The 20354-nt window shown below is 53.5% G+C and carries 11 protein-coding genes, 1 tRNA gene and 1 pseudogene; 9 read left to right on the top strand and 4 right to left on the bottom strand.

What is annotated here, in order from left to right; all coding sequences use genetic code 11:
• Positions 1–33 precede the first annotated feature (33 nt).
• Together ACO0LM_RS12700 and ACO0LM_RS12695 are read left to right on the top strand one after the other, a co-directional pair.
• Positions 34–110: transfer RNA gene (locus ACO0LM_RS12700), tRNA-Arg, on the top strand.
• Positions 111–386: 276 nt separating this feature from the next.
• On the top strand, positions 387–3158 hold the full coding sequence (locus tag ACO0LM_RS12695; RefSeq protein ID WP_423037602.1) for a M16 family metallopeptidase: 2772 nt from the start codon (positions 387–389) through the stop codon (positions 3156–3158).
• A 56-nt stretch (positions 3159–3214) separates the two neighbouring features.
• On the opposite strand, the gene dinB is transcribed toward ACO0LM_RS12695, so the two are convergent.
• Positions 3215–4270 carry a DNA polymerase IV gene (gene dinB / locus ACO0LM_RS12690; RefSeq protein ID WP_423037600.1) on the bottom strand — a complete coding sequence of 352 codons (1056 nt, stop codon included), beginning with the start codon at positions 4268–4270 and terminating at the stop codon, positions 3215–3217.
• 175 nt (positions 4271–4445) lie between these two features.
• Between dinB and ACO0LM_RS12685 the strand changes: the two genes are divergently transcribed.
• From ACO0LM_RS12685 to ACO0LM_RS12675, 3 genes are all read left to right on the top strand, one after another.
• Positions 4446–4913 (top strand): thioredoxin family protein, encoded by a 468-nt coding sequence (locus ACO0LM_RS12685; RefSeq protein ID WP_423037598.1) that lies wholly within the window; start codon positions 4446–4448, stop codon positions 4911–4913.
• Between the two features lie 69 nt (positions 4914–4982).
• Positions 4983–7259: a PAS domain-containing protein gene (locus ACO0LM_RS12680; protein ID WP_423037596.1), complete on the top strand. Its 2277-nt coding sequence runs from the start codon at positions 4983–4985 to the stop codon at positions 7257–7259.
• 131 nt (positions 7260–7390) lie between these two features.
• The gene (locus ACO0LM_RS12675; RefSeq protein WP_423037594.1) at positions 7391–8983 is read left to right on the top strand and encodes a GMC family oxidoreductase; all 1593 of its coding nucleotides are present in this window, start codon (positions 7391–7393) and stop codon (positions 8981–8983) included.
• A gap of 21 nt (positions 8984–9004) precedes the next feature.
• On the opposite strand, the gene ACO0LM_RS12670 is transcribed toward ACO0LM_RS12675, so the two are convergent.
• Positions 9005–10591, bottom strand: a complete 1587-nt coding sequence (locus ACO0LM_RS12670) for an amidase (protein ID WP_423037592.1) — start codon at positions 10589–10591, stop codon at positions 9005–9007.
• Between the two features lie 20 nt (positions 10592–10611).
• Complete coding sequence (locus ACO0LM_RS12665) at positions 10612–11001, bottom strand: SirB2 family protein (RefSeq protein ID WP_423037590.1); 390 nt, start codon at positions 10999–11001, stop codon at positions 10612–10614.
• Between the two features lie 135 nt (positions 11002–11136).
• Here ACO0LM_RS12665 and ACO0LM_RS12660 point away from each other — a divergent pair, with 135 nt between their 5' ends.
• The 3 genes from ACO0LM_RS12660 to ACO0LM_RS12650 all read left to right on the top strand — a co-directional run bounded on the left by ACO0LM_RS12660 (position 11137) and on the right by ACO0LM_RS12650 (position 17712).
• Positions 11137–11967 carry a D-hexose-6-phosphate mutarotase gene (locus tag ACO0LM_RS12660; protein ID WP_423037588.1) on the top strand — a complete coding sequence of 277 codons (831 nt, stop codon included), beginning with the start codon at positions 11137–11139 and terminating at the stop codon, positions 11965–11967.
• 199 nt (positions 11968–12166) lie between these two features.
• Positions 12167–14929 (top strand): M16 family metallopeptidase, encoded by a 2763-nt coding sequence (locus ACO0LM_RS12655; protein WP_423037586.1) that lies wholly within the window; start codon positions 12167–12169, stop codon positions 14927–14929.
• Between the two features lie 74 nt (positions 14930–15003).
• Entirely contained in the window at positions 15004–17712 is a 2709-nt protein-coding gene (locus ACO0LM_RS12650) for a M16 family metallopeptidase (protein ID WP_423037584.1), read from the top strand.
• Positions 17713–17758: 46 nt separating this feature from the next.
• Here ACO0LM_RS12650 and ACO0LM_RS12645 read toward each other — a convergent pair.
• Positions 17759–17854, bottom strand: a pseudogene (locus tag ACO0LM_RS12645) (transposase); the annotation flags it as partial.
• 259 nt (positions 17855–18113) lie between these two features.
• Here ACO0LM_RS12645 and ACO0LM_RS12640 point away from each other — a divergent pair.
• Positions 18114–20243: a DUF4011 domain-containing protein gene (locus ACO0LM_RS12640; RefSeq protein ID WP_423037582.1), complete on the top strand. Its 2130-nt coding sequence runs from the start codon at positions 18114–18116 to the stop codon at positions 20241–20243.
• Positions 20244–20354: the final 111 nt, after the last annotated feature.

The following is a 20354-nucleotide window of genomic DNA, read 5'->3' as shown; positions in this document are numbered from 1 at the left end:
CTAATTTTAGTGAGTTCAAAACAGCATACCCAAGCGCCAGTAGCTCAGTTGGATAGAGTACAGCCCTCCGAAGGCTGGGGTCGCACGTTCGATTCGTGTCTGGCGCACCAAATTCCCTTCCTGTCACTGACTTCCCTGTGTATACCAGCCGGAGGTTCAGTGCTGATTGTTCAGTGCCTGTAGCTATCTATATACGACCTATCCCAGCCACCACCATTTTCTATGTCCTTGTAGAAATTGCGCCATCTGCTATATGCTAGCCAAGCTTAATTGCCTTGCAAGTATTTCATTTTTTGAACCCGCCCCTATCTGTTTTGTCATACCGGTATCCCTATGGCATAACAGATGCAGGTATTTCCCATTCACATGACATATGAAGGTCGCTTATGAAATCAAGCCGTCTCCAGCTTACTACGCTTAGTCTGCCCATTGCCCTGGCCTGTGCCTCCATGTCGCCCGCCACGATGGCGGCGGACCAGGCAACGCCGCTTGCCAAAGCCGCCTTGCCGGCAGGCTTGAAACTGATACGCCAGGTGGAAGGCATAGATGAATACCAGCTTGCCAACGGCATGCGGGTATTGCTGGTACCGGATGCCAGTAAGCCGACCACCACCGTGAATATTACTTACCGTGTCGGTTCGCGTCATGAAAACTATGGCGAAACCGGCATGGCCCACTTGCTGGAACACCTGATGTTCAAGGGCAGCAAAGCCCATCCCCGCCTGTGGGAAGAATTGTCGCAGCGCGGTGTGCAGTTCAATGGCACGACCTGGCTGGACCGCACCAATTACTATGAAACCTTTGCCGCCAAGCCTGAAACCCTGGCCTGGGCGCTTTCCATGGAAGCAGACCGCATGGTGAATTCGCGGATTTCTGGTGAAGACCTGAAGACCGAATTTTCTGTCGTCCGCAATGAGATGGAAAAAAATGAAAATTCGCCCGTCGGCACCCTGATACAGCGCGTCATTTCCAGCGCCCACCAATGGCATAACTATGGCAAGGACACCATCGGTGCCCGCAGCGACGTGGAAAACGTCAATATCCCGCACCTGCAGGCTTTCTGGCGCAAATATTACCAGCCGGACAATTCCACCCTTATCGTCGCCGGGGCCTTTGATGCCAAAGAGACGCTGCAACTGATCAGTACCCACTTCGGCAAAATCCCCAGACCGAAACGCCAGATAGAAACCACCTATACGCTGGACCCGGTGCAGGACGGCGAACATGACGTGACCGTACGCCGCGTCGGCGATTCACAGGCCGTGGTGGCGCTGTACCATACCGTGCCAGCAGCGCATCCCGATTATGCAGCGACAGAGGCACTGGCCCTGATACTGGGCGATACACCGAATGGCCGCTTGTACAAGGCCCTGGTGGAAACCAAGAAAACCACTGATGTATTCCCATGGGCAGCCAATCTGGAAGAACCTGGCTTCCTGCTGCTGGGCGCAACTATGCGTACCGAACAGAGTGTCCCGGAAGCGAAAAAGATTTTACTGGAAACCATAGAAAGCTTTGACAAAATCCCGGTCACCGAAGCCGAACTGGCGCGTGCCAAGGCCAAGCTGGATTCTGACATTGCTCAGGTCTTCAATGATCCGGAAAAACTGGGCGTGTCTTTGTCAGAAAGCATCGCCAGTGGTGACTGGCGCCTGTTCTTCCTGTTCCGTGATCGCGTCAAGGCATTGAAAGTCGACGAGGTACAAAGGGTGGCCACGACCTGGCTGAAATCCACCAACCGTACTTCTGGCAGCTTCATCCCTAGTGACAAACCTGAACGCGTACCGGCCCCGGCCAAAGTCGCGGTCGATGAACAGATCAAGGAATTCAAACCTGGCGTGGCCCTGGCGCAGGCAGAAAATTTTGCCACTACCCCAGACAATATAGACAAGCGCACCCAGACCGGTGCACTCAGCAATGGCTTCAAGTATGCGCTGCTGCCAAAAACCACGCGTGGCAATACCGTGGTGCTGTCCTTGATGCTAAACCTGGGTGATGAAAACAGCCTGAAAGGCAAGGTCAGTGCTGGTGAACTGGCGGCCGCCATGCTGAACCGTGGTACTGAAAAACTCAGCCGCCAGCAATTCACCGAAGAACTCGACAAACTCAAGGCCAAGCTGCAAATCGGCGGCAGTGCGGCAACCGTCTACATCAATGCAGAAACCGTACGCGACAACCTGCCACGGGTACTGGAACTATTGCATGATGCCCTGCGCCAACCGGCCTTCAGCGAAACCGAATTTACCCAACTGATCAATGCCCAACTGGCCCAATTGGAAGAATCGCGCAAAGACCCACAAGCCATTGCAGTGGATGCCACCAGAAAAGCATTGAACAACTGGCCGGCAGATGACCCGCGTTACCAGCGCTCCATTGATGAACAGATTGCCGCCCTGAAAACCGCCAAACTTGCCGATGCCAAGGCATTCTGGAAAGAGTTCTACGGTGTCAACCAGGCTAACCAGGCGCAATTGTCCATCGTTGGCGAGTTCGATGCAGCCGCCATCAAAACCCAGTTGCAGACCGCCTTTGGTGACTGGAAGGCACAGCAAAACTTCAGCCGCCTGGCCAGGCCTTATCGCGCCACCAAGGCCGAAGAAAAACAATTGATTACACCGGACAAGGCAAATGCCTTTTTCTATGCCAGCATGCAGGTGCCCGTCGGCATCAAACATCCTGACTACCCGGCACTGGTCATGGGTAATTACCTATTGGGCGGCAGTTTTAATTCACGCATCCTGGAACGCATACGCCAAAAAGACGGCATCAGTTATGGCGGAAACTCGTCCTTCAATGGCTCAGCCCTGGATGAAGTCGCCTCGTTCTCGGTCGCGGCCATTTATGCACCGCAAAACCGCGTCAAGCTGGAAACCGGCATACGGGAAGAAATTAGCCGCGCCCTGAAAGATGGCTTTAGCGCCGCCGAACTGGAAGACGGCAAGAAGAGCCTGCTACAGCAAATGCAACTGGAACGCAGCCAGGACAATGCCCTCGCATCCACACTGACCACCAACCTGTATCTGGGTCGTAATATGCAATTTGATGCCGAGATGGAAAAGAAAATCCAGGGCCTGAGCGTCACCACCATCAAGGAAGCCATGAACCGGCATCTGGGTTATGACAAGCTGGTGCGGGTTTTTGCGGGTGATTTCAAGTAAGCCTACAAACCAGGCTGCAAGGAATTCCCTCCTTCTCATGAGGAAAGTCCTTGCAGCTATTCACCACCAAACAAATTCAACTGACTCTCGGTTTTCTCATCGGCCAGCCGCGTTCCCAGGCCCAGCAGACGTACGGGTAACTGGCGGCGAGAATAGCCGGTTGCCAGCAGTTGTACATACATGTCCTGATCCAGCGCCCTGGCACCGCATTCCACCGTGGTGACGCGAAAATCTGAAAAACGGATTTTGACATACAGCTTCTGTATGCTGTCTTCTGCTGCCGCCCTTTGCATGCGCTGCTGCAAGGACTTGAACAGGACCGGCAACTCGGCCTGGCAGGCAGCCAAATCCGGCAAATCGATGGTATAGGTTTCTTCCACGCTCACGGACTTACGCTCCGAGTAAGCGCATACTTCACGCAGGTCTATGCCACGACATAGCTGGTACAGATTATTCCCCAGTTTGCCAAAATGCTGCATCAGATCAGGTAGCGACCATGTCAGCAAGTCGCGGCATTCATGGATGCCCATGGAATGCAGTTTGGCGGCAGTGACCTTGCCGACACCAAACAGGCGGGCCACAGGCAAAGCGGCGACGAAGTCTTCGACCTGGTCGGGCAAGATGACGAACATGCCGTCTGGCTTGTTCCAGTCACTGGCGATCTTGGCCAGGAACTTGTTCGGTGCCACCCCGGCAGATGCAGTAATGCCCACTGTGTCGGCAATGCGCGCCCGTATCTCTTGCGCTATCAGGGTGGCACTGCCTTTGTACTGGGTGGAATGGCTGACATCCAGATAAGCTTCATCCAACGACAGCGGTTCCACTGCATCGGTGTAATCACGGTAAATCGCCAGGATCTGGCGCGAGGCTACCCGGTATTTTTCCATGGTCGGCGGCATGATCAGCAGGTCCGGGCAGCGCCGCACCGCCTGTGACATTGGCATGGCCGAACGGATGCCGAAGCGGCGCGCTTCATAATTACAGGTCGCCACCACCCCGCGCTGGTCAGGCTTGCCGCCCACCGCCAGGGGTTTTCCACGCAGCGTCGGATCATCACGCATCTCTATCGCTGCATAAAAACAGTCACAGTCGCAGTGGATAATCTTTTTCAAACTGGCTACTCAAAGTAAGAATACCGTATTTTATCCCGAATCCAGGGTTTAACTGAGCATACATACAGTATAAATATGGCTAATTCTTGGAAGAAATGACTAGTTGTTGTGGTTTAAGCTAAGATAGTCTTATCTACCGCAACACGATTTGCATGCTTTTTTTGAAGGATGGGTAATGAAAAAACTGTTTTCGCTGATTTGTACCGTGGTTTTTGGCTTGAGCATGGCGCATGCTGGCACCAATCCGGTACAAGCCTATGATGAAAGCGCCGATGCCAGGACCGCCATCACCAAAGCGCTGGCAGAAGCCAAAAAAAGTGACAAGAAAGTTCTGGTGATCTTCGGTGCCAACTGGTGCAAGGATTGCCTGGAACTGGACAAATCCATGCATGGCAAAAACGCCCCCCTGCTGAACAGCAAGTTTGTCACCGTCAAGGTGAATGTCGGCCAGTTCGATAAAAATATGGACCTGTCCGATAGCTATGGCACGCCGACCAAGAAGGGGATACCGGCAGCGGTCTTGTTAAGGCCGGACAATAGTGTGCTGTATGCATCCAAAGGTGGCGAATTGTCGAATGCCCGCAAAATGAGTGAGCAGGGGGTATATGATTTTTTTGATGAAATCACTGCCCTGTATCACTAAGCATGGTCAATCCGGATGTCTGATCTGTCTCCCCCACCCATGCTTCCGCCTGATCAGGCGGAGCTGGACATGCTGAGACGCAGCCATCATCTGTTATCGAGTTTTTCGCATCATCTGCCGGTCATGTTTTATCAATACCGGCGTTATCCTGATGGCCGCGTCTGTTTCCCGTACGCCAGCGATGCCGTCACCACTTTCTTTGGGGTCCAGGCAGAACAGTTGCGGGAAGATGCCCGTTTCCTGGCAAACATCATACATCCGGATGATTTGCCGAAAATGATAGTCGCCATACGTAAATCGTATACCGATCTCAGCGTCTGGCACCAGGAATACCGCGTCATTTTTCCCGACAAGCCAGACCGCTGGGTGATGGGGAATGCCACGCCAGAATTATTGCCGGATGGCAGTGTATTGTGGCATGGCTTTCTGACAGACAATACCGAACGCAAGCTGACCGAGCAAAGATTGCAGGCTGCCGAACGCCAGCGCCGCCTGGTCATGAAGGCTTCAAACCAGGGGCTGTACGATATCAATCTACAAACCGGCGAAGGCAGTTTCAGTCCGGAATACTTGCAAATGCTGGGTTACGACCCGGAGGACTTTGCTACGCCGCAACTGTTCTGGGATTATTTCTGGGGCGCGGGGGTGCACCCGGATGATGTCAAAAGTCTTAAGAAAGCCTACAAGGCCCATGCCCAGGGCATGGGCAAGGGTGACTACCATGCTGAATTCCGGCAAAAGAACAAGGCTGGCGACTGGCGCTGGATCATGTCGCTGGGCAGCATCGTCGAATGGGATAGCAGTGGCCAGCCGCTGCGCATGGTTGGCACCCATATCGATATTACCGAACGCAAGCAGACCGAGGACATGCTGCATCAAAACCAGGAACTGCTGAAATCCAGCAAAGACCGCTACAAGGTCTTGGCGAAAGAGCTGGAAATCCTGATTACCAATGTCCCGGTCGGCATTATGTTTGTCAGTGACGGCGTGATCGTCCGTGCCAACAAGGCGCTGGCCGAACTCTGTCGCTTCCACGATGTACAGGCCATGATAGGGAAGCAAACCGCTTTCCTGTACCAGAACCAGGCAGACTATGAAGCGTTCAGCAAACAGGTCATCCCCGGCTTACTGGCAGATGAACTGGTCGAACTGGAATGGCCTCTGCGACGCCATAATGGAGAAGCGTTCATCGGCCGCATCGCCGGGCGTGCCTTGCCTAGCGGTGGCTATGTCAAGGGTGCCGTCTGGATGATACAGGACATCACCGAGCAAAAAACCATGCTGGATGCCTTGCGCAATAGCGAGCAGCGCCTGCAAAGGCTGATGAATTCCAGCCTGATCGGCATCATCCAGGGCAATGAATCGGGACAGATACTGGACGTCAACGACGTCTTCACCCAGTTCAGCGGCTATAGCCGTGACTATTTGCTGACCCACAGCAAGGTCTGGGAAACCCTGTTGTCGCAACAGGATATCAAGATATGCCAACAGGCTTACCAGGATTTGATACGGACCGGCACTACCGTGCCTTTCGAAATCATGTTGCAGCAGGGGGATAATAACGGCGTGCCCATCCTGGTCGGCCTGAGCCACCTGGAAAATTCCGAACGTGAATGGGTCGCCTTTGCCATGGATATCAGCGACCGCTTGCGCATGAACCGCCTGAAGACAGAATTCATTTCCGTGGTCAGCCATGAATTGCGTACGCCGCTGACTTCGATACGTGGCTCGCTCAGTTTGCTGGAATCCGGCGTCAGCGGTGTCTTGCCGCCGCAGGCAGAACACCTGATACGCATCGCCCACAATAACAGCAAGCGCCTGATTACCCTGGTCAATGACATACTGGACATGGACAAGCTGGCCAGCGGCAAGATGATTTTTAAATCGGAAGCGCTGGATCTGGTGAGCCTGGTCCAGAATGCCATCGAATCGAATATGTCCTATGCCGCTTCACTGAAGGTCAGCCTGAAGCTGGAAAGCTGTCCGCCGCATGCCTGGATACTGGCCGACAATGACAGGCTGATGCAAGTCATGGCCAACCTGATGTCGAACGCCGCCAAGTTTTCGCGTGAGGGTGATGCAGTGTCGCTGCATATAATGAATGCGGGGCCGCGCTACCGGGTGGAAGTCAGCGACCGCGGCAGCGGCATTGCGCCAGAATTTCAGGAACACCTGTTTGAACCATTTACCCAGGCCGACGGCACCAACACCAGGCAAAAAGGTGGAACCGGGCTGGGTCTGTCGATTACCAAGGCCATGCTTGAAAAAATGCATGGACAAATCGGCTTCCACAGCACACCGGATGTAGGCACCACCTTCTGGTTTGAGTTTGATGTGTATCGCTGAAATACTTTCAGGCAGTAAGAGTGGAAGGCACTCTGTTTTCAACAGTTACAGTGACAGCCCAAAGGTTTACTATCTGAAATTAAAACGGAAGGATGAGTCCGGCAAGACAGCAAAAATATAAGTGAGACAAAATGACTACTACTGATTTTATCGTCGTTGGCGGTGGTTCGGGCGGCTGTGCCGTTGCCGGACGCCTGACTGAAGACCCGGCTCTGCACGTCACCGTACTGGAATCCGGTGCCAAGGCAGATAGCTGGGTGGTGAATACCCCGGCAGCCGTGATCGCCATGCTGCCGACCAAACTGAATAACTGGGCTTTTGAAACCCTGCCGCAACCCGGCCTGAATGACCGCCGCGGCTATCAGCCGCGTGGCAAGATGCTGGGTGGTTCTTCCGGCATCAATGCGATGGTGTATATCCGTGGCCACAAACAGGATTACGATCACTGGGCGGCGCTGGGTAATCCCGGCTGGTCGTTTGATGAAGTGCTGCCCTACTTCAAGCGCTCGGAAAACAATGAAACCCACGGTGGCCCATATCATGGCCAGTCTGGGCCCCTGCATGTCAGCGAATTGCGCAGCGACAATCCGTATCAGCAAATTTACCTGGAAGCTGGGCGCCAGGCCGGCTTTCGCATCAATACCGATTTCAATGGCGAAGACCAGGAAGGCATAGGCATCTACCAGGTCACCCAGCACAATGGTGAGCGCTGGACCGCAGCGCGGGCTTACCTGCATCCGCATATGGGAAAACGCCAGAACCTGCAAGTGGAAACCGGCTGCCACGTGACGCGCATCCTGTTTGAAGGCAAGCGCGCCGTCGGTGTCGAATATCGCCAGGGCAGGCAAATCAAGATACTGAAAGCCCGGCGTGAAGTGCTGCTGGCGGCAGGAGCCTTCCAGACTCCGCAATTGTTGATGCTGTCCGGCGTCGGTAATGGCAAGGCATTGCGGAACATGGGGATAGAAGTTGTGCATGACTTGCCCGGCGTCGGCCAGAATTTGCAGGATCACCCTGATTTCGTCTTCAAATACCGCGCCAGGAGCCTGGACCTGATGGGCTTTTCTACCGCTGGCAGCGTGCGCATGGTGAAAGAATTCCGGCGTTATCAACAACAGCGACGCGGCATACTGAGTTCCAACGGAGCGGAAGGTGGTGGCTTTCTGAAGACCGCCCCGGCGCTGTCAGCACCCGACATACAACTGCATTTTGTGCTGGCCATGCTGGACGACCATGCGCGCAAACTGCATCTGGGCCATGGCTATTCCTGCCATGTCTGCCTGTTGCGTCCGAAAAGCGTGGGGGAAGTGACGCTGGCCAGTGCCGACCCCATGGCTGCACCACAGATCAACCCGCGTTTCCTTGAACATCCGGACGACCTGGAAAACATGGTCAAGGGCTTCAAGCTGACACGCCAGTTGATGAATGCCCCGGCGCTGGTCGCTGCACGCAGCAGCGACTTCCAGACCGCCAATGTGCACAGCGACGATGATATCCGCGCAGTCCTGCGCCAGACTTGCGATACCGTGTATCACCCGGTCGGCACCTGCAAGATGGGGGTGGATAACATGGCCGTGGTCGACCCGCAATTGCGCGTGCATGGCATGACAGGCTTGCGGGTAGTGGATGCCTCCATCATGCCAACGCTGATCGGCGGCAATACCAATGCACCTACCATGATGATAGGTGAAAAGGCGGCGGACATGATACGGGCGGGTAGCTGAACACCCTCCCCGTCTGATGATTTACCTGGTCATGGGTGGCGGCTGCAGCAAGGCCGGTGCCGGTAAAGCCGGCCTGGCTTGCTCGAAGGCATAGCCCATGTTCAGCAACCTGGCGTCGCTCCATGCACCGGCGAACAGGGACAGCCCCACCGGCAAACCCCGCACCAGGCCCATAGGCACAGTCAGGTGCGGATAACCGGCAACCGCCGCCGGAGTGCTGGCACTGCCGGCGACCACGTCCCCAGCCTTATAGTCGATGGCCCAGGCAGTGCCGGTGGTGGGGGCAATCAGTGCCGCCAGCCGGTATTTTTTCAGCACCGCATCAATCCCCTGCTTGCCTGCCCTTGATTTGATGCGGGCTGCGGCCTGCCGATAAACAGCATCCTGCAAACCCGGCGTGGCTTGCGCCTGTTCCATCAATTCCTGGCCAAAATGCGGCATGACGGTAGCGGCATGCTGTTTATTGAAGGCAATCACATCAGCCATAGTGCGGGTCTTGACTGCCGCCGGTGTCGCGGCCAGATAGGTGTTCAGGTCAGCCTTGAATTCATACAGCAAAACGGTCAGTTCATCCTTGTCCAGTTCTTCCAGATAAGGCAGGTCTATCTGGTCAACGATGGTGGCACCATGCGCAATCAGTATTGCCAGGCTGCGCTCAAACAGGGCGCGGGTTTCGGCATCGTAACCATCGACCATCTTGCGCACTATGCCCAGCCGCACACCCTGCAGCGCGCTTGTCTTCAAACCTGCCGTATAGTCCTTGCTGCGACGGCGGTCCGCCTGCAGTGTCGCCGGGTCATGCACGTCACTACCGGCCATGGCATTCAGCAGCATGGCGGCATCACGTACCGTCAGCGTCATCGGTCCTGCCGTGTCCTGGCTATGGCTGAGTGGCACAATACCGCTACGGCTCACCAAGCCAACGGTAGGCTTTAACCCCACCAGGCCATTCACTGATGCCGGGCAGACGATGGAACCATCGGTTTCCGTACCTATCGCCGCCGGTATCAGGCGCGCTGCCACCGCTGCGCCAGAACCCGAACTTGATCCGCAAGGACTGCTCTGTGGTGCATACGGATTGCGGGTCTGTCCACCGGCACTACTCCAGCCGCTGCTGGACAGGCTGGAACGCAAATTCGCCCATTCACTCAAATTGGCCTTGCCGGCAATGATGACCCCGGCGGCCCGCAGGCGCGCCACCACGGATGCATCTTTTTGCGCCAGATTATCTGCCAGCGCCAGCGAACCCGCCGTGGTCACCATGCCCCTGGCATCGATATTATCCTTCAGCAAGATGGGTAGCCCAGCCAGGCTGCCACGGCGCGGCCCCTGCTGATCCACTGCTATCGCATCCGCCTGAGCCTGCGGGTTGATGGTCAGGACTGCCTGTAGCAACGGATTGGTTAACTGGATTTTGGCTTGATAGCTTGCCAGCACTTCTTGTGCCGTGGTTTTACCCTGGCGCAGCTCTTGTGCCAGTACGCTCAATTCATCACTGGCTGCCGCTGTTTGCGCAGCGTATACCAGCAACAATGGCAAGGCACAGGCCCGCACCAGACTCAGATTCAAACTTAGATTCAGACTCAAATTCAGCAATCGGGATCTCATCAATTGATTTCTCTTCTCATTCACCAGGGAAAAACCTGGCGCGTAAGTGCAACGCTGACAATATAGGCAAACACCAGCAACGCTGCCACCAGAGCCACGGCCCGGATGGCAGGCGTCTTGCCGCGTTTCAAAGCGACGGTACCAAGCACGATATACAGAATCAGCGCCAGCAATTTTGCAGTCAGCCAATCCTGGCGGAACGGGTATTGCCCGCTCCATATCGCCAGGGTCAATGCGCTTGCCAGCAAGACGGTATCAATCACATGCGGCAGTATCCTGACCCAGCGTCGCGCCAGCATCGATGAAGAACGCCACATCCAGATACCGCGCAACAAAAACAAACTGCCACTCAGGGCGGCACAAGTCATATGCAAATGTTTAATGGCAAGATAGCTGGGCAGCATATCCATAGATAAACCTCATTGGCGTTTTTGTGCCTGCAATACTAACCGAAAGCAGGCAAAGGTAAGGGCGGATGCTGACAAGCACCTGGCAAAATCCATTAAACTTCAGGCTATCACTATTCAACCAGAAAGCCCGACTTGATGAATTTCCTCGACCTGCAGTCAAAAGATGGTGCCAAAGCAAGAATTGCCAGCCAGGGTGCGCATTTGTGTTCATGGATACCTGCGGGTGGGTCCGAACAATTATTCATGAGCAGTCGTTCAGAATTCAAGGAAGGGATTGCCATGCGTGGTGGCGTGCCGGTAGTGTTTCCCCAGTTTTCCAATCTGGGCACCTTGCCCAAGCATGGTTTTGCCCGTACTTCGGAATGGCGTCTGCTGGAAGCTAGCGCAGTTGAATCCAGCTCTGTTGATACGGGTGCGGCCCAGGCCGTGTATGAGCTGAAGGAAAATATTGCCAGCCTGACGATATGGCCGCATGTATTCCGTGCGGTACTGCGCTTTACCCTGCATAGCAATACCCTGCAGATGACGCTGGAGATACAAAACACCGGCGACACTTACTTCAGCTTTTGCAGCGCCTTGCACACGTATCTGGCAGTCAGGGATATCAGTCAGGTCAGCCTGCACGGCCTGCACGGCTTGCATTACCGCGACACGGTCACCGGCAAGGACCATTGCCTGGACGACGATGTTGCACTGCACATTCGTGCAGAAACCGACCGTATCTATGGGGGTGTTCCAGCCTCTCTGGAATTGCGCCAGCCGCATCAAACCACCCTTATCAGCAGTGCAGGCTTTGCCGATGCCGTGGTATGGAACCCGGGTGCCGGTGCGGCCAGCATCGGCGATATGGAAGCCGGTGGCGAACAACACATGCTGTGTGTGGAAGCAGCCAGCATATTGCGCCCGGTCAACCTGGCCCCCGGTGAAAACTGGCGTGGAAGCCAGACTCTGGAAATCCGTGCATGAAGCAATTGACAATGCGGTCTGTTTAACACATAGTCACAATTATCGGTTTGCCGGGCATTGGCCTGTTGCAAGCCGACTTTGACTGTATTGAATTTATCATTTATACAAAATTGTTACCCATCCAGAAATGATCCCCCCGGTGTAGAAGCGCTGGCCGGATCATTTATTTTTTTGCTTTTATTTTCGACTGAAGGATTTTATGCATTCTGTCCGCTCCGGTACCCAGCTTTCACTCAAACCTGTTTTGCGCGCACTGGTTTTGGGTGGTGTCTTCCTGTTCACTGCGCCACTAGCCCTGGCAGACAGTTTGCCCAAGGGTGTCAGCCAGGTCAGCAGTGTCGAAGGCATTACCGAGTACCGCTTGCCAAATGGCTTGCGGGTATTGCTGATGCCGGATGCAACCAAACCCACAGTCACCGTCAACATCACTTACCTGGTCGGTTCGCGCCATGAAAATTACGGTGAAACCGGGATGGCACATTTGCTCGAACACATGCTGTTCAAAGGCACGCCAAATAACCCGAAGATCACAGAAGAATTCAACAAGCGCGGCATGCGCATGAACGGCACCACCTCGCTTGACCGCACCAACTACTATGAACTGTTCCAGTCCAGTGACGACAACCTGAAATGGGCACTGGAGCTGGAAGCTGATCGCATGGTGAATTCCTTCATTGCCAAAAAAGACCTGGACACCGAAATGTCGGTCGTGCGCAATGAATATGAACGCGGTGAAAACTCACCTGGTGGCGTGTTGATGAAGCGCCTGCAAAGCGTGGCCTATGACTGGCACAACTATGGCAATTCCACCATCGGTAACCGCAGTGACATCGAAAACGTCAAGATAGAAAATCTGCAGGCTTTTTACCGCAACTACTACCAGCCCGACAATGCCGTGCTGATGGTGGCCGGCAAGTTCGAGCAGGAAAAAGTGCTGCAATGGATCAATGCTTCTTTCGGCAAGATCGCCAAGCCTACCCGCAGCCTGCCGCAGTTCTGGACCGTGGAACCGACACAGGATGGTGAACGCAGTGTGGTCGTGCGCCGCAAGGGTGACGTACAACTGGTGATGATCGCCTACAAAGTACCGGCGGGCCTGCATAAAGACCGCGATGCCCTGGGTTTGGCCAACAGCATCCTGACCACGGCACCACATGGCCGTCTGCACAAACAACTGGTGGAAACCGGCAAGGTGGTCCAGGTCTTTTCCAGCAGCCTGGGTCTGGTTGAACCCGGCATCAGCATCATTGGTGCGGTAGTTAAAAAAGGCGAATCGGTAGAAGCAGCCAGAGATGCACTGTTGGCAGGTATAGAAGATTTCAAGAATAATCCGCCAACCAAGGAAGAGCTGGATCGCCAGAAACGCGACAACGCCAATTATTACGAAAAACTCTTGAACAACCATGAATCCATAGGCATCAGCATGTCTGAATATATCGCCATGGGTGACTGGCGTTATCTGTTCAAGGACAGGGACGATGGTGACAACATCAGTGCCGAACAAGTGACAGCAGCAGCCAAACGCTACCTGATGCGCGATAACCGTACGGTGGGCATGTTTATCCCGGAAGACAATCCACAGCGCGCAGAAGTGCCGGCAGCGCCAAGCATGGCCGAAGTCATGAAAGACTTCAAACCCAAAGCCGCCACCTTGACAGGGGAAGCATTTGACCCGGCCCCGGCAAATATCGACAAGCGCACGCAATTGAGCACCATGGGCAATCTGCAACTGGCACTGTTGCCTAAGAAAACCCGTGGCGAAACCGTCAATGTGTCACTGTCCCTGCATTGGGGTGATGAAACAAGCCTGTTCAAGAAAGGCACTATTTCCGGTTTAGCCAGTTCCTTGCTGGCCACCGGCACCAGCAAATATTCACGTGCACAGTTGTCGGATGAAATGTCCAAACTGAAAATGAGCGGCGGCCTGTATTCTTTCCAGACTACCAGGGCAAACTTGCCGGCGGCACTGGAACTGGTGGCCCATGTATTGAAAGAAGCCAATTATCCAGAGAATGAATTCAAGCAGGCACTGGAACGGTCCACGGTCAATCTGGAAGCTTCCCGCAATGAACCAGGTTCGGTTGCCAGCCGCGCCATGAGCCTGCACTTTAACAGCTACCCGAAAGGCGATATCCGCGCTGCCGTGACGCTGGATGAAGCACTAGCACAACTGCGTGCGGTCAAGCTGGACGATATCAAGGCTTTCCATAAAGATTTTTACGGCGTCTCCAAAGGTGAATTGAGTATCGTCGGTGATTTTGATGTGGACAGCACCAAACAGATCGTCAGCAAGGTATTTGATGGCTGGACCAGCAAAGCCCCTTACACCCGCCTGATCGCCAAACGCACAGATGTCGAAGTCGTGCGCAAGACTTTCAACACGCCGGACAAGGAAAGTGCTACCTATCTGAGCCGCATGAATCTCACCATGCGCGAAGACGATGCTGACTACCCCGCCCTGCGCGTCGCCAACTATATCTTTGGTGGTTCCGGCCTGAATTCGCGTCTGCTGGAACGCATACGTCAAAAAGAAGGTTTGTCGTATGGCGGCGGTTCCGGCCTGAATGTCGGTGTAATTGACCCTGTCGGTAGCTTCGGTATCAATGCCACAGCAGCGCCACAGAACCTGGAAAAACTCGAAGCTTCGATCAAGGATGAGTTGAACCGTGCACTAAAAGACGGCTTCACCGCCGAGGAACTGGCCAAAGCCAAATCCGGCCTGTTGCAACAACGCCTGCAAGCACGTACCAACGACGGTACCCTTGCTGCCGGCTGGAACGACAACCTGTATCTGAAACGCAACTGGGGCTGGTCACAGGCCATGGATGACAAGATACAGGCATTGACCCTGCAACAGGTCAATGACGTATTCCGTCGTTATATTGATCCGGCAAAAATGAGTATCTTCATCGCCGGTGATGAAGCCAAGGCGAAAACAGCAGCAACAGCAGCAGCCAAATAAAGCTGGCTAGCGATGAAACCGGAAATCGATGATTTCCGGTTTTTTTTATTTTATTTGTACTCAATATGGCTGCCTTGAACACCACTCTCACATCCCTTGTCCTGGCTATCACCCTGCTGGTATCCCATACGCATACTAACGCTGCCGTCACCCTACCGGCGGATGTCACGCGGGCCAGCAGTGTGGAAGGCATTACCGAATACCGCTTGCCGAATGGTTTCAAGGTCTTGCTGATGCCGGACAATTCACAGGCAACCATTACGGTCAACATGGTGTACATGGCTGGTTCCAAGCATGAAAACCTCGGGCAGACAGGGTATGCCCATCTGCTTGAACATATGCTGTGCAAAGGCAGCAAGAATTATCCACAGATTGCCAACCAGCTCAGTAATCGCGGGGTACGCTGGAATGCCTTTACCCACCTCGACCACACCAATTACATCGCTTACTTTGACGCCAACGAAGCGGATCTGGACTGGGTATTGGGGATGGAGGCAGACCGCATGCAAAATGCCCAGGTCTTGCAGTCTGAGCTGGATACGGAAATGACGGTGGTGCGCAATGAGCTGGAAATGCGCGAGGTCAGTCCGAGCGAAATCCTCAACAAACGCTTGCTGGCAGTTGCCTTTGACTGGCATGGTTATGGACACAGCACAGGTGGTGAAAAAAGCGATATAGAAAAGGTCAACATCGAGCAATTGCGACAGCTGTACCACAGCTACTATCGGCCTGACAATGCGGTACTGGTGGTGGCCGGAAAATTTGATGCGGCCCATGCACTGGATGTGATCGCCCGCAAGTTCAGTCACCTGGCAAGCCCCAAAACAGCACTGCCGGTGATACCTACGATAGAACCAGCCCAGTTGGGCGAACGTCAGGTCATCGTCAGAAGAAAATCCAGCTACAACGTCACCATGCTGGCTTATCACAAACCCTCGGCCCTGCATCCGGATCATGCGGCCCTGAAAGTGGCAGGTGGCATGCTGTCATCCGGGCGCGAGCAGCGCAACAAAGACAATGAAATCATCATCACCAATTTCGCGCCTTCTTTTTCCATGCTGGGCAATGCAGAAGCTGGCCTGGCCGTGTTTACCACCGACAGTTATGCAGGTACGCCTTCGGATGAAAACGCCAAAGGCCTGATCAAGATCATCGAAGGGTTTGGCCAGCAAAACCTGAGTCAGGATGAACTCGACTTCGTCAAAAGCCAGTATGTCAACAATTTTTCCAGGCTCATGAATGACGCCGAAAAAATGGGCACCACGCTTTCTGAATACATTGCGCTGGGTGACTGGCGTTTGTTATTCGTGGAAAAAGACCGTATCGCCAAACTGACAACGGTACAGGTGCAAAATGCGGCAAGACGCTATTTCGTGCGTGAAAACCGTACCGTAGGCGTCTTGCTGTCAGACGAAAAAAGCCCGGACAGCAGTATCCCACCGGCACCGCCCCTCAGCGATGTCATGAAGAATTTTTCGCATGTCAATGAATATGCGCTGGTCAGCGATTTCAATGCCAGCGTCGCCAATATCCAGAAGCAGACACGGCGTCTGAAAATCGGCAACCTGGATGTGGCCCTGCTGTCCAAACCCAGCCGTGGCCAGGCGGTCAGTGTCGATCTGGCATTGCACTGGGGGGATGAACAATCCCTGTTTGCCAAGCGCTGGCTGGAACGCATGACAGACCAGACCATGCTCCATGGCAGCGGCCCGTTTAGCAAGGAAGTCCTGGAAGCGGAAAGAGAAAAATCGCATATCCGTGGCGGCCTGACCCAGTTCACCACCGACAGGGCACATCTGAAACAGGCTTTGCAATTGATGGTCATGAGCCTGAAAGAACCCCGGTTTGCACAGGCACAAACGACTATCGACAAGGAAAAGAGAAAATGGTTTGGCGAACGCGGCAACCCGGTGCAAATGGGCATGGATGAAATGGCCAGGCATTTCAATGCCTACCCGGATGGCGATATCAGGGCACAAGAAACCGCCCAGCAAATCATTTCCGAACTGAATGCCATCAAGCCTGCCGACCTGCTTGAATTTCATAAACAGTTTTATGGCGCATCCAACGGTCACCTGGCCATCGTCGGTGATTTTGACGAGGACGAAGCCGCGACTATCCTGCGCCAGCAATTCGCTGGCTGGGAAAGCAAGGCGCCTTTCCAGCTTGCCCACACCAGTATCATCGAGCGTCTGCCTCTCAATACCTTCATCCCTACCCCGGGTAAAGACAATGGCTATTTCATGGGACGCCTGGATCTGGCCATCAGCCAGAATGATCCCGATTATGCGGCACTGGAAGTGGCCAACTACCTGATAGGCGGCATGACGGCAGAATCAAGACTGGGGCTGCGGGTACGCCAGAAAGAAGGCTGGAGCTATCATGTACGCTCGCGTATTGAAGCACATACAAACGACCCTGCCGCCAGTTGGCAAATCATTGCCACCGCTGCATCAGCCAATGTGGACAAGCTGAAGGTCGCCATCCTGGAAGAATTGCGGGCAGTGGAAAGCGGCGGTTTCAGGCCGGAAGAACTGGCAAAAGCCAAACAGGCACTGGGCCGCTTGACCCAACAGCAACGTGCCGACGACAGCCGCCTGGCCAGCTTGTGGAACGGCGTTTTGCATCAGGGCAAGGATTTTACCCTGTATGCGCAACGCGAAGCTGCCATTCAAAACCTGACGCTGGAACAGTTGAACCAGGCCTGCCGCAAATATCTGCAACCCGGCCTGTGGAGCATCGTGACCACGGGGGATACCAAAAAGATGAACCAGAAACCGTAAACCCCGGGAATTTGCTGGCAAGGGCAATCAGGACCGTGGTTCAGTAGCCAAACTCCACCGGCAAGTCTCGCCACGGACTACCTATGCGGGCTATCCACAACACTGCTTCTATAAATAGGCGGTCATTTTCCCCAGCTCGGCCTCCCTCTTATTGACCAGCACCAATAGCAAATAATAGTCAATTGTATATTTAGCATGCTTGATATGCATATAATATGCTAATGTTTGTTAAGTAAAAAACAATTCTCGAATATGTGTGATATTGAAAATCCGCCATAAGTTTTATTTGAAATTACGTGGCATGACATTTGACCAGGGTATTTTCGGATGCTGTTCTTGACGCAGCATCTACGAGATCAATCTGTGTTGGAGGTTATGATAAACAAATGTCAGGGGCGCGAATGATTAAAGTAACTGTAGATTCTCGTGAAGAATCGGTTAAGCAACAATCGGAATTGGCTTCACAAGAAATTGTGAGAGAACTGAAAGTTGAAGCGACCTTGACAACCAAGTTGAACTTGGCTGATTTCCAGAATGCTGTTCCACTCCTACGAGAGCTTCGCGTCGTTAGTACATTTGAGCATGACTCCAAGGCACTGGAAGTCGTCCTTGATGCAACACCACCTTTTGTAAAGCCGCGGACATGGAGACTTGATTCTGTTGGTGCAGGGCAAACCTATCATATTCAGGATTTGGATGTTCAGTTGGACGGCGCGTTGTTCATTAGGTTGACCGAAGCTGAACGAGCCACTGTAACCGTTACGTTGCGGCAGCTTGACATAGAGCCGCCAATTCAGGCGAGTCTACTGACCAAAGCGGTAGATCTTCTGCCTCGAAATCATTGGGGCGGGATAGCTTGTATGCCGGATATGGTTGCGGCTTTTGTACAGCCCAATGAGCCTGCGATTGATCGATTGTTGAAGAAGGCCGCAGATGTTTTGCGAAATCATAGCAAAGATGCCGCTCTCGACGGATACAAAGCCGGACCAAAACGAGCTTGGGAGCTTGCATCGGCTATTTGGGGTGCAGTTGTAGCAATGAAGCTAGACTATGCACTGCCGCCAGCAAGCTTCGAACATGCTGGACAGAAAATTCGCTCGTCCGGGCAGATTGCTGACTCTGGACTAGCCACCTGCTTGGATCTAGCATTACTATTCTGTTCTGCTATTGAGCAAGCTGGTCTTAACCCTATTTTAGTAATTACCAAGGGGCACGCATTTGCTGGGGTGTGGTTAAAACCAGAGGAGTTTTCTACGTCTGTCGTCGACGATGTGACTGCTCTCCGTAAGAGAGTGAAACTCAAAGAGCTGGTGCTTTTTGAAACCACACTCGTCACACAGCGCCCTCCAGTAAGCTTTCAATACGCTACCGAAAAAGGTGCTGGGCAGATCGCGGAAGAGAAATCTGAATCTTTTGAATTGGCCATCGATATTCGTCGAGCGCGCATGCAGCGCATTAAGCCTCTTGCGAGCGCTGAACGCCAAGTCTCGACGGCTTCCGACGATGGGCTGGAGGTAAATGGGGAAGCTCCTTTCGAAGAGGCACCGGAACTTCCGGACGAAGACAGCAACACTCAGGATGTTGCAAGCCTTGATCCAAAAGATCGTTTGGATCGCTGGCAACGAAAGCTGCTCGATCTCTCCCTTCGGAATAATCTTCTAAATTTTAGGGCAGGTAAGAGGTCATTGAAACTAGATGCCCCAGATCCTGGCAAGCTTGAGGACTTGGTTGCCGATGGGAAGGAAATCAAATTACTTACTCGCCCCGATTTAATGCAAGGTTTGGATTATCGCAACCAAGCCATCCACGAGAGTCGTGAACGAGAAAACCTTCGCCATGCCCATGCGCTTGATGCTCTCAAGCGCCGGGAGGTCTTTGTTGGACTACAACAAGAAGAGCTGGATGTTCGCCTTGTAGAGCTTTACAGAGCAGCCAGGACTACCATGCAGGAAGGTGGTGCGAACACATTGTTTCTTGCCTTGGGTTTCTTGAATTGGACAAGAGATGATAAACCCGATCATAAGTATCAAGCGCCCCTCATCCTTATCCCCGTCACACTCCAACGTAAAAGCGTAAGGTCCGGCTTCACTCTTGTACTACACGATGATGAGCCTCGTTTTAACCCGACGCTAATCGAGATGCTTCGACAAGACTTCAAGCTTGAACTCGGCATCAAAGAGGGTGAACTGGATCGCGATGAATCCGGCTTGGATATCGCCAAAATTTGGCGAACTGTCTCCGCAGCGATTAAAGACATCAAGGGATGGGAAATTTCTGAAGATGTGGTGTTATCCATGTTCTCGTTTGCCAAATACCTGATGTGGGTTGATTTAGTGCAGCGTACGGACCAACTGAGACTCAATCCGGTGGTCAAGCATCTAATTGATACTCCTAGGGATACTTATCCTGGTCACTCCAGTTTTCCAAACCCAAAATCATTGGATAACGACTTTGGGCCGGAACATACGTTTTGTCCACTACCTGCTGATTCATCACAACTTTCTGCGGTGATGGCTGTTCGTGCTGATTGAATATTGACCCACCCTGCTGATTGAATATTGACCCAGGGCCGGGCGCCGCATTTTCAGATGTCGGCTGTGGATAACTATACCAAACAGCGGGGTTGGAAGTTGTTCTTTTCT

The sequence above is a fragment of the Undibacterium sp. Di26W genome, assembly GCF_049340265.1.
GTDB lineage: Bacteria > Pseudomonadota > Gammaproteobacteria > Burkholderiales > Burkholderiaceae_D > Undibacterium.
The sequence above is the reverse complement of the archived record's forward strand: the minus strand, read 5'-3'. Positions and strand labels throughout refer to the sequence as shown.

What these genes read in the sequence shown, in the direction of transcription:
- ACO0LM_RS12695 (WP_423037602.1), top strand. Translation starts at nt 387, where the DNA reads ATGAAATCAAGCCGTCTCCAGCTTACTACGCTTAGTCTGCCCATTGCC.
- ACO0LM_RS12685 (WP_423037598.1), top strand. Translation starts at nt 4,446, where the DNA reads ATGAAAAAACTGTTTTCGCTGATTTGTACCGTGGTTTTTGGCTTGAGC.
- ACO0LM_RS12680 (WP_423037596.1), top strand. Translation starts at nt 4,983, where the DNA reads ATGCTGAGACGCAGCCATCATCTGTTATCGAGTTTTTCGCATCATCTG.
- ACO0LM_RS12675 (WP_423037594.1), top strand. Translation starts at nt 7,391, where the DNA reads ATGACTACTACTGATTTTATCGTCGTTGGCGGTGGTTCGGGCGGCTGT.
- ACO0LM_RS12670 (WP_423037592.1), bottom strand. Translation starts at nt 10,591, where the DNA reads ATGAGATCCCGATTGCTGAATTTGAGTCTGAATCTAAGTTTGAATCTG.
- ACO0LM_RS12665 (WP_423037590.1), bottom strand. Translation starts at nt 11,001, where the DNA reads ATGGATATGCTGCCCAGCTATCTTGCCATTAAACATTTGCATATGACT.
- ACO0LM_RS12660 (WP_423037588.1), top strand. Translation starts at nt 11,137, where the DNA reads ATGAATTTCCTCGACCTGCAGTCAAAAGATGGTGCCAAAGCAAGAATT.
- ACO0LM_RS12655 (WP_423037586.1), top strand. Translation starts at nt 12,167, where the DNA reads ATGCATTCTGTCCGCTCCGGTACCCAGCTTTCACTCAAACCTGTTTTG.
- ACO0LM_RS12640 (WP_423037582.1), top strand. Translation starts at nt 18,114, where the DNA reads ATGATTAAAGTAACTGTAGATTCTCGTGAAGAATCGGTTAAGCAACAA.